11 protein-coding genes are annotated in these 13,470 nt (G+C 40.9%); all 11 read left to right on the top strand.

Features of this window, described 5'->3' with window-relative positions:
* Positions 1-54 precede the first annotated feature (54 nt).
* The 11 genes from rsmH to murB all read left to right on the top strand — a co-directional run bounded on the left by rsmH (position 55) and on the right by murB (position 13,375).
* Positions 55-1,053, top strand: coding sequence for a 16S rRNA (cytosine(1402)-N(4))-methyltransferase RsmH (gene rsmH, locus ACFILY_RS04900; protein WP_273790788.1), 999 nt, complete (start codon positions 55-57; stop codon positions 1,051-1,053).
* Positions 1,050-1,454, top strand: a complete 405-nt coding sequence (locus tag ACFILY_RS04895; protein WP_273790787.1) for a hypothetical protein — start codon at positions 1,050-1,052, stop codon at positions 1,452-1,454. The genes rsmH and ACFILY_RS04895 overlap by 4 nt, the downstream gene beginning before the upstream one ends.
* Positions 1,454-3,196, top strand: coding sequence for a peptidoglycan D,D-transpeptidase FtsI family protein (locus ACFILY_RS04890; protein ID WP_375637659.1), 1,743 nt, complete (start codon positions 1,454-1,456; stop codon positions 3,194-3,196). Before ACFILY_RS04895 ends, ACFILY_RS04890 begins: the two co-directional genes overlap by 1 nt.
* A gap of 23 nt (positions 3,197-3,219) precedes the next feature.
* Complete coding sequence (locus tag ACFILY_RS04885; RefSeq protein WP_375631181.1) at positions 3,220-4,671, top strand: UDP-N-acetylmuramoyl-L-alanyl-D-glutamate--2,6-diaminopimelate ligase; 1,452 nt, start codon at positions 3,220-3,222, stop codon at positions 4,669-4,671.
* Complete coding sequence (murF, locus tag ACFILY_RS04880; RefSeq protein ID WP_375637658.1) at positions 4,668-6,089, top strand: UDP-N-acetylmuramoyl-tripeptide--D-alanyl-D-alanine ligase; 1,422 nt, start codon at positions 4,668-4,670, stop codon at positions 6,087-6,089. Before ACFILY_RS04885 ends, murF begins: the two co-directional genes overlap by 4 nt.
* 21 nt (positions 6,090-6,110) lie before the next feature.
* Positions 6,111-7,181 (top strand): phospho-N-acetylmuramoyl-pentapeptide-transferase, encoded by a 1,071-nt coding sequence (mraY, locus tag ACFILY_RS04875; protein WP_273790783.1) that lies wholly within the window; start codon positions 6,111-6,113, stop codon positions 7,179-7,181.
* 4 nt (positions 7,182-7,185) lie between these two features.
* On the top strand, positions 7,186-8,580 hold the full coding sequence (murD, locus tag ACFILY_RS04870) for a UDP-N-acetylmuramoyl-L-alanine--D-glutamate ligase (protein WP_375637657.1): 1,395 nt from the start codon (positions 7,186-7,188) through the stop codon (positions 8,578-8,580).
* Between the two features lie 145 nt (positions 8,581-8,725).
* Positions 8,726-9,880 (top strand): FtsW/RodA/SpoVE family cell cycle protein, encoded by a 1,155-nt coding sequence (locus ACFILY_RS04865; protein ID WP_273790781.1) that lies wholly within the window; start codon positions 8,726-8,728, stop codon positions 9,878-9,880.
* On the top strand, positions 9,873-11,009 hold the full coding sequence (gene murG / locus ACFILY_RS04860; RefSeq protein ID WP_273790780.1) for an undecaprenyldiphospho-muramoylpentapeptide beta-N-acetylglucosaminyltransferase: 1,137 nt from the start codon (positions 9,873-9,875) through the stop codon (positions 11,007-11,009). The genes ACFILY_RS04865 and murG overlap by 8 nt, the downstream gene beginning before the upstream one ends.
* Positions 10,993-12,420: a UDP-N-acetylmuramate--L-alanine ligase gene (gene murC / locus ACFILY_RS04855; RefSeq protein WP_273790779.1), complete on the top strand. Its 1,428-nt coding sequence runs from the start codon at positions 10,993-10,995 to the stop codon at positions 12,418-12,420. Before murG ends, murC begins: the two co-directional genes overlap by 17 nt.
* Positions 12,398-13,375, top strand: coding sequence for a UDP-N-acetylmuramate dehydrogenase (gene murB, locus ACFILY_RS04850; RefSeq protein WP_273790778.1), 978 nt, complete (start codon positions 12,398-12,400; stop codon positions 13,373-13,375). The genes murC and murB overlap by 23 nt, the downstream gene beginning before the upstream one ends.
* Positions 13,376-13,470: the final 95 nt, after the last annotated feature.

Below are 13,470 nucleotides of genomic sequence, written 5' to 3'. Positions count from 1 at the left end.
GTTGCCATGAGAGAGCTGTTGATTTGAGACAGCATAACTTCAAGACGGATTATTTTGATAAATCAGGATCAAAGAGCTGAACGCCATATTCCAGTGTTGTTGCAGCCAGTTTTGACTGGGCTTATGCCATTGGTTGGAGCAAAAGTAATTGATGGTACCTTTGGTGCTGGTGGTTACACGCGCGCTTTGTTAAAGGCAGGGGCACAGGTGATCGCTCTTGATCGTGATCCTCATGCTATCAGTGCAGGACAATCGCTTGTTGAAGAATTTTTTCCACGTCTTCGTTTGGTCCATATGGCATTTTCACAGCTCGATCGTGTCGTTGAAGAGAAGGTGGATGCAGTTATTTTGGATATTGGTGTCTCTTCAATGCAGCTGGATGAAGCAGAAAGAGGTTTTTCTTTTCAAAAAGATGGTCCATTGGATATGCGAATGGCTCAGACTGGTTTTACAGCCAGCGATGTTGTCAATCATTTAAAAGCAAGGGATTTGGCACGTATTTTTAAGATATTAGGGGAAGAGCGTTATGCGGGGCGAATTGCACGGATGATTGAAAAGCGTCGTGTTGTACAGCCTTTTTTGCGTACAGGTGATTTGGCGTATGCTATCGAAGCGTTGATAGGACGTAAACCGGGAGATCGTATTCATCCAGCAACACGTGTATTTCAGGCTCTTCGTATCTATGTTAATGATGAAATTGGTGAATTGGCATGTGGTTTATTTGCTGCTGAACGCGTTTTAAAAGCTGGAGGCCGTTTGGGGGTTGTCAGTTTTCATTCTCTTGAAGATCGTATGGTCAAAAGATTTTTTTCGGCTCGTTCTGGAGAATGTATGAGATCACGCTATCTGCCTGAAATGAAGGCTGCTCCAGCAACATTTTTTCCTTTGTTTAAAGGTGGGATCACGGCAACTAAAGAGGAGTTACAGAAAAATCCTCGTTCACGTTCTGCGAGGTTGCGTATTGGTGTACGGACTGAAGCAGAGGCTCTTGCAGCAGATATGAAATTATTTGGTTTAGCAGAGATTGCCAGTTTTGAAGGCAGCAAAAAATGACAGTTTTTCGTACATTTGATATGATTTTAGTGTTGATTATGATTTGTATGGCAGGACTTACTTATAAGGTAAAATATGATGTTCAAAAACGAATGAACGAAGTTCTTCATCTTGAGCATGAAATTGCTGCAGCAAAAAATACGGTAAGTTTGCTTCATGCTGAGTGGGCTGTGATGATAAGGCCTTCACGCATGCAAAAACTTGCGAAACGTTATCAGAAAGAACTTGGGTTAGAGGTTATACAGCCGCGTCAAATCGTGGAGTTTAAAGACATTCCGGTACAGGTACATGATCAAATTGAAGAAGTGATTAAACAAAATATCTTGGAAGATAATCAGGATATTTTGACAAATAATCGAGCTTCTCAGATCAATAGTGTTGTCCAAAAAGGCGCGCAGTAATGAAATCGACTTTTTTATTCTCACAGAAGAAAAAGCGCTTAAAGAATTCGTTGAATAATCATAATGTTTCTGTTCGTCGTCCCTATTCTAGTCGTCCACGTTTGCTTTTTTCGTTGTTCTGCTTTTTAATTTTATATGGAATCATGGGGGCTTGCCTTATTTCTTATGGGTTGGAAGGTGGACAGATTGAAGAAGCAAAGGGGCCAGGAATGCTTCAATTGATGGCACGGCCTGATATCGTTGATCGTAATGGTCGTTTATTGGCAACAGATATTAAAACTTATTCACTTTTTGCTGAGCCACGGCGTATTATTGATGTGGATGAAACAATTGAATTGCTCTCAACAGTTTTGCCTGATCTTAATTGGCAGGAAACCTATAAGCGCTTAAAAAGAAAATCTGGTTTTTCTTGGATACAGCGTGGGTTAACACCAATGCAGAAGACGCAAATTATGGCTCTTGGTATACCAGGAATTGGTTTTCGGACTGAAATTCGTCGTTTTTATCCTGATGGACCTGTAACTTCCCATATTCTCGGTATGGTGAATGTTGATAATCAGGGCATTGCAGGTATGGAAAAATACATTGATGATGCGGGGCTGAGTGCTTTGCGTGCCGCTGGTCTTGCCATGGAAGAATCATTAAAACAAGTTCAGCTTTCGATTGATGTGCGTGTTCAGTCAATTGTTCATGATGAACTTATTCAGGCTATGAAGCGTTATAAGGCAATTGCTGCAGGAGCTGTTATTTTAAATATACATACGGGGGAAGTTTTGGCTTTGGCATCACTACCAGACTTTGATCCTGGAAATCCTGTTGAAGCTTTAAAAAGTGATCGTCTCAATCGGATGACGGCAGGAGCTTTTGAAATGGGATCGATCATTAAAAGTTTTACGACCGCTATGGCTCTTGATTCCGATATTTTTCATTTAAACAGTATTATTGATGCTTCAAAGCCAATAAAAGCAAGTAGTGGCTATACTATTCATGATTTTCATGGAAAAAATCGACCCTTAACGTTATGGGAGGTTTTTATTTATTCTTCTAATATTGGTTCTGCTAAAGAGGCGTTGGCGATAGGGATTGATAAACATCGTGGTTTTTTGCAAAAACTTGGATTACTGGATCGTCTCACAACAGAGTTGCCTGAAGTTGCCCACCCTATTGTGCCAAATCATTGGAAGGATATCCATTCTATGACGATTTCTTTTGGGCATGGTATGGCAACAACACCCTTGCAAACAGCTGTCGGGGCTGCTGCTTTAATGAATGGTGGTTGGTTAATTGCTCCGACATTTTTAAAACGGCCAAAAGAACAAACTTTGCACCATGCAAAACGGGTTTTGCAGGCTAAAACAAGTCAAAATATGCGTTACCTTTATAAATTAAATAGTGATATTGGTTCTGGACGTAATGCAAAAGTTGAAGGTTATCGTGTAGGTGGTAAGACAGGAACAGCTGAAAAAGTTGAAAATGGAAAATATTCTAAAACAAAAAATTTTAATAGTTTTCTTGCTGCTTTTCCTATTGAGGATCCTGCTTATGTTGTTTTAACAATTATTGATGAACCAAAGCCTGCTGAGGGACAGCGTTCAGCAACAGCGGGGATGAATGCTGGACCAATGCTTGCTAATATTGTTCGTCGCACAGCTAGTTTTCTTGGTGTAAAACCCGATTTTAAAAAAGAATATGAGCCTCTTTTAAGTAAAAAGAGCAATTCAAGTTTCGTTAAACAACGGTAAAATGAATATAAAGGTGCGTTATCATGTTGTTGGGAACAGTTTTTACAGAATGCGTTGAAGATGAAAGTCTTTCTTCAATAGAAATAACAGGAATAAGTGCGGATTCTCGACAAGTTTTGCCAGGCTATGTTTTTGTTGCTGTTCAAGGAAAAAAAAGTGATGGAAGACACTATATAGATGATGCGATAAAGCGTGGTGCACGAGCAATCGTTACAGATTGTCATGCTGTTCTTGAGGATTTATCTGTTCCCATTTTACGTGTTTCTAATGTTCGTCATAGTTTAGCGTTGGCAGCTGCACGTTTTTACGGTTCTCAGCCTGAAACGGTCGTTGCTGTGACTGGTACAAGTGGTAAAACATCTGTTGTCTCTTTTCTTCGGCAAATTTGGACTTATGTTGGATTTTGTGCTGCGAGTATAGGAACGGTTGGTGTTGTTTCTCCTAAACGGAATGTTTATGGTTCTCTCACAACACCTGATCCGGTCGTCTTGCACCGTCTTCTTTATGAAATTTCTCATGAAGGTGTGACACATGCAGCTCTTGAAGCTTCTTCGCATGGGCTTGATCAAGGGCGACTTGATGGAGTCCGTTTAACGGCTGGTGCCTTCACCAATTTAGGGCGAGATCACATGGATTATCACACGGGGGTAGAGGATTATTTGCGGGCTAAAATGAGGTTATTTGATACACTTTTGCCTGTATCTGCTCCTGCTTTGATTTTTGCTGATGATGTCTATTCACAAAAGGTTATTGATGTTGTCACACAAGCGCGTCGCCGTGTTTTGACAATTGGTCGTAAGGGGCAATTTATCACGATTAATCGTGTCGAACATCAACGCTCAAAACAGTGTATTGAGTGTCGTGTGGAAAACAATATTTATACATTTGTTTTGCCTTTAGCTGGAGATTTTCAGGTAGCTAATGCGCTTATGGCAGCGGGGTTAGCAATTGCAACGGGTGCTTCACCTCGTAAGGTTTTTTCTGCGCTTGAAACTTTGCAGGGGGCACCTGGGCGATTAGAGTTTGTGGGAAAGACAGAAAATAATGCACTTGTTTATATTGATTATGCCCATAAACCAGAAGCTTTGGAGCAGGTTTTGCTTTCTGTTCGTCCCTTTACGCAAGGGCGCTTGATCGTTGTTTTTGGTTGTGGAGGAGATCGTGATCAAGGAAAAAGACCTTTGATGGGAAAAATTGCGGCGGATAAAGCGGACATTGTTATTGTAACGGATGATAATCCTCGCACAGAAATGCCAGAAAAAATACGCAAGGATATTTTACAGGCGGTGCCAACAGCAATAGAGATAGCAGATCGTGGTGAGGCTATTTCTTACGCGGTGGAGCTTTTGAAAGTTGGTGACACATTAATCATTGCTGGAAAAGGTCATGAGGATGGCCAAATTATAGGGCAGACAACTTATCCTTTTTCAGATCGTCTGAAAGCGATAGAAGCTTTAGAGGACCGAAAGAAATGACAGCTTTATGGGATAAGCAAGCACTTGTTGCTGCAATTAATGGTGTTGTAATGGGAAGCATGCCAGAAACTTTTTCTGGGGTTTCCATTGATAGCCGTACTCTTGCGGAAGGGGATGTTTTTTTCTGCATTAAGGGGCATCATCTTGATGGTCATGATTTTGCTGCGCAAGCTTATGAACGAGGTGCAGGCGTTCTTATCGTTGCGGAACACCGTTTGAGGGATATGAAAAAGATATCGGCTCCACTCATTGTCGTTCCTGATGTTTTGCAAGCCTTAGAACAACTTGCACAAGCTGCACGCAAACGTTCAAGAGCTAAGATTATCGCGGTAACAGGATCAGTGGGAAAAACAACGACAAAAGAAGCTTTGAAACAAGCTCTTGCAACTGCTGGGAATGTTCATGCGAATCTCGCTTCTTTAAACAATTGCTGGGGGGTTCCACTCACTTTAGCGCGGATGTCTATGGAGAGTGATTATGGTATCTTTGAAATTGGTATGAATCATAGAGATGAAATTCGCCCTCTGGTCAAACTGGTTTGTCCGCATGTTGCTCTCATTACGCATATTTGTGCAGGACATATGGGTTTTTTCAAAGATCTTGAAGAAATAGCAAAGGCAAAAGCTGAAATTTTTGAAGGATTAGATGAAAAAGGAATTGCCATTTTAAATGCGGATAGTGATTTTTTTTCTTATCTCGTTCAAAAAGCAAAGAAATGCGGTGTAAAGAAGATCTTAAGCTTTGGTGAGACTAAAGATGCTGATTATCAAGCGCGAGGTATACGTCTTCTAACTGATAGTACTTCTATGATTGTGCGTATTGGGGGGCGAGATAGGGAGGTTCAAATTGGTGCTCCAGGACGCCATATTGTGCAAAATAGTTTAGGGGTTATTGCTGCTTGTGATGCTATGGGGGTTGAGTTAGAGCCTGTTTTTCTTTCTTTTCGCCATTTTTCTTCTCAAAAGGGGCGAGGTGTTCGTTATCAATTGTCTTTATCAAATGGGGGTGAATTTTATCTCATTGATGAAAGCTATAATGCAAATCCTGCTTCTATGCGTGCTGCACTTGAGCTTCTTGCTACAGGACCTGTAGGGAAAGAGGGGCGGCGAATTGCTATTTTAGGGGATATGCTAGAATTAGGGGAGTATAGTGAAAAGCTTCATCGTGATTTAATAAAACCAATACGTCTTTCCGGTGCTAATCCGGTTTTTCTATTTGGTGAGGCGATGAAATCTTTAGTCAGTGATTTGTCTACTGGTGTTAAGGTTCATTATGCTGAAAATATTGAGAAAATTTTACCGCTTCTTTTAGCAGAAATTTCTTCTGGGGATCTGCTTATGGTTAAATCATCCAATAGCCTTTGTTCATCAAATATTGTGACTGCATTGCTTGATCGCTATAAAGCGGTTTCTTCATAGTTTTAAGAGGTTTTTTGTACAATGATGCTGTTTTTTTCTTCGTTTAGTGATTGGCTTCCAGGTGTGAATGTATTTCGTTATATTACTTTTCGCACGATAGCGGCTATGCTTACTTCGGGACTTATCGTCTTTTTGTTTGGACCTAGCATCATTGCTTCTCTTAAATTGCGGCAGGGTAAGGGACAACCGATTCGTGCTGATGGTCCTCAAACACATTTTAAAAAGGCTGGAACACCTACAATGGGTGGATTGATGATTTTAACCGGCATTGTGGTATCGGCATTTTTGTGGTGTAATTTATCGAATATTTACTTTTGGGTATCGCTATTGGTTATGCTTTCTTTTGGGGCAATTGGATTTTATGACGATTATCTTAAGGTCACAAAACAAACAGACAAAGGATTTTCTGGGAAAGCACGGTTAAGCTTAGAGTTTTGTGTTGCCGCAATTGCGGCTTTTGTTATTCTGAAAATTGGCTCATCTGGATTCGCTTTGCCTTTTTTAAAAGATTATCTTATCAATTTGGGCTGGTTTTTTATTCCTTTTTCTGCGTTTGTCATTGTCGCGACGGGTAATGCGGTTAATTTAACGGATGGACTCGATGGGCTTGCTATTGTTCCTGTGATGGTTGCAGCTTTATCTTTTGCTCTGATTGCTTATCTTTCTGGTAATATGAATTTTGCTGATTATCTCCAAATCCATTATGTATCGGGTACAGGTGAATTGGCTGTTTTATTGGGAGCTGTTGTTGGGGCAGGGCTTGGTTTTTTATGGTTTAATGCACCACCTGCAGCTATTTTTATGGGAGATACTGGTTCATTGGCTCTTGGAGGACTCTTAGGGACTGTTGCGGTTGCTACGAAACACGAAATTGTTTTGGTTCTTATTGGTGGGCTTTTTGTTGTGGAAGCTTTTTCGGTCGTTATTCAGGTTGGTTATTTCAAATTAACAAGAAAACGCGTGTTTCTTATGGCACCGATACATCACCATTTTGAGAAAAAAGGCTGGACTGAAAGCCAAGTCGTGATACGCTTTTGGATTATTTCGATTGTTCTCGCTCTCATAGGTCTTTCAACACTTAAATTGCGGTGAGAATGTGATTTCTGTTGCGTGTTATAAAGGTCAAAAAGTTGCTCTGTTTGGATTGGGACAGTCTGGACTAGCAACGGCACAAGCATTGATGTGTGGTGGTGCAGAAGTGGTGGCGTGGGATGATAGTCCTTCAAGCGTGCAAATGGCTTTTCGGCACAATATTCCAACACGAGATCTCCGTTATGAAGATTGGTCAGAATTTGTTGCATTGATTGTAGCTCCTGGAGTTCCTTTAAGTTATCCTCAACCCCATTGGGTTGTTGAAAAAGCACGAAAAAAAAATATAGAAATTATCGGTGATATTGAATTATTTGTTCGGGCGCGCCATCAATTTTTACAGCATTATGGTTTTTGTGACAAAGACGTTCCTTTCATTGCGATTACGGGGACGAATGGGAAGTCAACCACAACATCTTTACTTGCGCATTTGTTGGAAAAAATGGGCTATGATGTGCAGATGGGGGGAAATATTGGAAAGGCAATATTGACGCTTAAGCCCTTTGTTAAAAAACGTATCTATGTGATTGAATGTTCATCATTTCAAATTGATCTTACTCCCTCTCTTCAGCCGACTATTGGACTTTTATTAAATCTCACACCTGATCATATTGATCGACATGGAAGTTTTGCCTGTTATGTGCAAACCAAAAGGCATCTGATTGCTCAGGCTTCTCAGGCTTTTATTTCAGTTGATGATGCAGCTTGCCGGGTTTTATATCAACAGTTACTTCATGAGGGGAAGCAAATTGAGGCAATTTCCAAGGATCATTTTGTTGAAAATGGTTTTTATGCAGATGGGACCAAGCTCTTTTCTGTTCGTCAAGGACAGCGTCATATGCTTGCAGATCTTGCTCCTATGGCGGTGTTACGTGGGAGGCATAATGCGCAAAATGCCCTTATGGCATTAGCAACGTTGCAGGCTTTAAAAATAACCGATCCTTCTATGGACAAGCATTTAGCAAGTTATAAAGGGTTGGATCATCGTATGCAACAGGTGCGTAAAATGGGGGCGGTTTTGTTTATCAATGACAGCAAGGCGACTAATGCAGATGCAACAGCTCCTGCGCTTTCCACCTTTAATGATATTTTTTGGATTGTTGGGGGACAGGCAAAAAAGGGAGGAATAGAGTCTCTTAGAGAATTTTTTCCTAAAATTCGTAAAGCCTATTTGATTGGGAGCGCGGCGGAAGAATTTGCTCGCACTATTGGATCTTCTTTTCCCTTTTCTATGAGCTTAACTTTGAAAAATGCGGTGCGTGAAGCAGCTGTTGACGCAATAGGCTGTAAGGCAAAAGAGGTGACGGTTCTTTTGTCACCTGCTTGTGCAAGTTATGACCAATTTAAAAATTATGAAATGCGAGGCGAAGCATTTGTCTCTTTTGTGATGCAGTTACAATAAAAAAAGCATCAATTATAAAAAATATTTTTGCGTTAAGACTCCAGAATCTTTTTTTGTGTAATTTAGTTTTTAAAGTGTTTGTTAAACAGGCTGGGAACCCATATCACTTTGAGACAATTTATAAAATGGATAAGGTGTGTATATCATGGTGACGCGTGCAGATAGAGATCCAATTGCTAATTGGTGGTGGACGATTGATCGCTCTATCTTTGCAGCTTGTTTAATTTTAATGGGAATTGGCATTATGCTGTCTTTTGCTGCCAGCCCCATTATTACAAAAAAAATCGGAATTGCTGATAGTTTTTATTTTGTTCGGTGGCATATTATTTTCAGCATTTTAGCATTTTTTACGATGGTTACCATTTCTTTTTTTTCGCTTTCTAATATTCGTCGTTTATGTGCTCTTTTGCTCATTGTAACGCTTGCTCTTATGGTTGCAACCTTATTTTTTGGTCCAGAGTTAAAGGGAGCACGGCGATGGATTCAGCTATTTGGTTTTTCTGTACAGGCTTCAGAGTTTATGAAGCCAGCTTTTGTGGTTATGTCCGCTTGGCTTTTTTCGGAACAGATACGCAAGAGGGGAATTCTAGGTTATACGTTAGCGATTGTACTTTATGGCATTTGTTGTGTGCTTCTGGTTTTGCAGCCTGATATTGGACAAACAGTTTTAATAAGTGCAACATGGGGGGGGCTGTTTTTTATTGCTGGTGTACCTCTTACTATTATTTTTCTCTTTCTCATTTTAGGCGTTGTAGGAATTATTTTAGCTTATTTTTTTCTGCATCATGTGCGCGAGCGGATCAATGGTTTTTTGACAGGTGAAGGAGATACTTTTCAAGTGGATGTAGGACGTGAGGCTATTTTGAATGGTGGTTGGTTTGGGCAAGGTCCTGGGGAGGGAACAGTAAAACGTATCATTCCTGATAGCCATACAGATTTTGTATTTTCCGTTGCTGCTGAAGAATATGGTATTATTCTTTGTTTATTAATTATGATGCTGTTTGGCTTTATCGTTATGCGTTCATTGTATATAGCCATGAATACACGTGATTCCTTTATACGTCTTGGTATTACTGGCATAGCAATGATGATTGGCTTTCAATCAGCTATTAATATGGCCGTTAATCTTCACTTAATTCCTCCAAAAGGCATGACATTGCCTTTTATTTCTTACGGTGGTTCTTCGATGGTGGCGATTGCGTTTTCAATGGGCATTTTGCTTAGTTTAACACGTCGTTGGCCAGAAGCACGCCTTTCAGCTTTTTCTTCCTCTTCTGTCTTGGATACCCCTTATGAATGATAAAAAAGTTATTGTTTTGGTGGCTGGTGGTACAGGTGGACATCTTTTTCCTGCTGAAGCCCTTTCTGTTGAATTAAGGAAGCGTGGATATGATGTTCATTTAATAACAGATGAAAGAGCACGACCTTTTGTTCGGTGCTTTGATGAAGAGCATATTCATATCGTTTCATCGGCAACGTTTATACGACGTCATCCTTTTGCTCTGATAAAGACGTTTTGGTCTTTGCTAAGGGGAATGGGGCAATCGTTGGCGTTGTTTTATAAATTACGTCCTGTTCTTGTTGGAGGATTTGGGGGGTATCCGAGCTTTCCTCCTCTTTTTATTGCGGCTTTAACGAGGCGTGTGACATTTATTCATGAACAAAATGCTGTTATGGGGCGTGCCAATCGGGTGTTGGCAATTTTTGTGCGTGCAATCGCTGGTGGTTTGTTGTCGCCAAATGGCGCTTATGCTCATAAAATACTTTTGACGGGGAATCCTGTCCGTGAGGCTGTGTTGAAGGCGGCCAAAATTCCTTATCATTCTTCAGAGGGGGAAAAGCCATTTAATTTTTTGATTTTTGGAGGTAGCCAAGGGGCTTCTGCTTTTTCACATATTGTTCCAGAAGCGATTGCTTTATTCGATGATAAGAACCGTAAACGTTTACGAATTGTACAGCAAGTCCGCGGTGAAGCAGGAGGGTTGATCAAAATCTATCGTGATATGGGCGTACAAGCAGAGGTTGCTCCTTTTTTTGATGATATGGCTGAACGTATGGCACATGCTCATTTTATTTTGTCGCGCGCTGGGGCTTCGTCCGTTTGTGAGATAGCGGTGATTGGTAGACCTGCTTTGCTTGTTCCCTATCCCCATGCTTTAGATCATGATCAGGCTGCCAATGCAGCTCTGCTTGCTCGTGTAGGTGGTGCGCAAATTGTATCAGAAAAAGATTTGAATGCACAAAAGCTTTTTTCTCTTTTAATGCACGCTTGTTGTGCACCCCATTTATTGGAAAAACAAGCGCTTGCTGCAAAAAAAGTTGGGCAACCTCATGCAACCCGTTGCCTTGCTGATATGGCTGAATCCTTAATTGCAGGGCGATTGTTGTCAGATATAAAAGAGGAGCTTTTTAATGAAAATGCCACTTGATATAGGCGTTATCCATTTTATCGGAATCGGGGGGATCGGTATGAGTGGAATTGCGGAGGTTTTTTATAATCTTGGCTATAAAGTTCAAGGGTCAGATCAAGTTGAAAGTGCAAATGTTGAACGTTTGCGGAAAAAAGGAATTAACGTTCATATAGGTCATTGTGCTGAAAACTTAGGGAATGCAGAGGTTGTTGTTTTTTCTACTGCCGTTAAAAAAACAAATCCTGAGTATATTGCTGCAAAGGAAAGACATTTACCGCTTGTTAGACGTGCAGAAATGCTGGCGGAGCTGATGCGGTTTCGGCGTGCAATTGCGGTGGGTGGTACACATGGTAAAACAACAACCACATCAATGGTTGCAGCCCTTCTTGATGCTGGTCATTTTGATCCAGTGGTGATTAATGGCGGTATTATTAATGCTTATGGTACGAATTCTCGTACAGGAGATGGCGATTGGATGATTGTTGAAGCTGATGAAAGTGATGGTACATTTTTAAAGCTGCCTGCTGATATTGCTGTTATTACTAATATTGACGCTGAGCATTTGGATCATTATGGAAGTTTTGATGCTGTGCGTGAGGCTTTTCGGCAATTCGTAGAAAATGTTCCCTTTTATGGTTTTGCTGTTTTGTGCCTTGATCATCCAGAGGTTCAGTCATTGGCGGGCCGTATTGATGATCGTTGGGTGATCACTTATGGTGCAAATCCACAAGCAGATGTTCGTTTTCTTAATCTTTCGATGGATGGTCAAAAAACGCATTTTGATGTTCTTGTTCGCTCACGCAAAACAGGAAGAAAGATTGAGTTGAAAAATATGCTTTTGCCTATGGCAGGGCAGCATAATGTTGCCAATGCAACGGCGGCGATTGCTATTGCGCATGAACTTGGCATTTCAAATGAAGCTATAAAAAGGGGCTTAGCAGAATTTGGCGGAGTAAAACGGCGTTTTACGCGAACAGGAAGTTGGCGTGGCATTGAAATATTTGATGATTATGGACATCATCCTGTCGAAATAAAGGCTGTTTTGCGTGCTGCACGTGAGAGTGCAAAAGGGCGTGTTATTGCGATTGCACAACCTCATCGGTATTCACGGTTGTATCATTTATTTGATGATTTTGCTGCTTGTTTTAATGATGCAGATACAGTGTTGATTACGCCCGTTTATGCGGCTGGTGAAGAGCCTATTGTAGGATTTGGTTCTCAAGAATTGGTAGAGCATATTAAAATGGCGGGTCATCGTGATGTGCGCTTGATACATGGTTTGGAAGATGTTGTGTCTCTTGTCTCAAAATTTGCTCAGGCAGAGGATTATGTTGTTTTTCTTGGTGCTGGCAATATCACACAATGGGCTTGTGCGTTGCCTCATCAGTTAGCGGTATTGGATGGTCATGATAAATTTTCAGCACATTGATGGTGAGGCGCTATTGGCGCAATTGCAACCATTGTTGGGTGGCGTGAGAGGAAAACTTACACCTAATGTTGAGATGCGTAAGGTAACGTGGTTTCGCACGGGCGGATTGGCAGAGCTTTTTTATCAGCCTGTTGATGAAGAAGATTTGGCTCTCTTTCTTCAAAATTTGCCTGAATTTGTTCCTGTAACAATTGTCGGTATCGGTTCTAATCTTCTGGTGCGTGATGGGGGGGTTCCTGGTGTTGTGATTCGTCTTTCGCCAAAAAGTTTTGGGCAAGTGAAGCAGGTTTCTCCAAAAGGCTTTTTAGTTGGTGCTGGTGCGGCGGATAAACATTTAGCTGCTGCCGCTTTAGAAGCTGAGATTGCAGGTTTTCATTTTTATCATGGTATTCCTGGAGGTCTTGGAGGAGCTCTCAAAATGAACGCTGGTGCGAATGGTGTTGAAACCGCAGCGCGTGTTGTCGAGGTCTATGCGCTGGATCGTAAAGGGCAACGTCATATCTTGAGTGTGAAAGATATGCATTATTCCTATCGCCATTGTGATGTTCCTAAAGATTTTATTTTTACGGCTGCTTTATTGGAAGGAAAACTCGGCAATAAAGATGATATTCGTGCTGCTATGGATGAAGTTGCCCTCCACAGAGAAACAGTGCAACCTATTCGTGAAAAAACAGGGGGGTCAACTTTCAAAAATCCTGGGAATGGATCTGCGTGGCGCGTGATTGATGAAGCAGGGTGTCGTGGTTTACGGATTGGTGGCGCTCAAATGAGTGAAATGCACTGTAATTTTATGATTAATACAGGGCAAGCAACAGGATATGATCTTGAAGCATTGGGAGAAACAGTGCGTGCACGTGTTTTTGCAAATTCAGCCCACCTTTTACAATGGGAAATAGAGCGTATTGGTCAATTTGAGCGTGGTCGAAGTGTTTCTCCTTTTGATCCATTTCATTGATTTATTGTTCACTAAAAAAGTGAAAATAAAAAATTGAGTCATTTCAAAGAGATAATAAAAAATTTCTATTAAGAATCAATAAATTAACAAAGAAT

The organism is Bartonella sp. CL25QHWL, assembly GCF_042195335.1.
GTDB lineage: Bacteria > Pseudomonadota > Alphaproteobacteria > Rhizobiales > Rhizobiaceae > Bartonella.
Note: the sequence above shows the minus strand (reverse complement) of the source record. Positions and strands in the feature narration are given on the sequence as shown.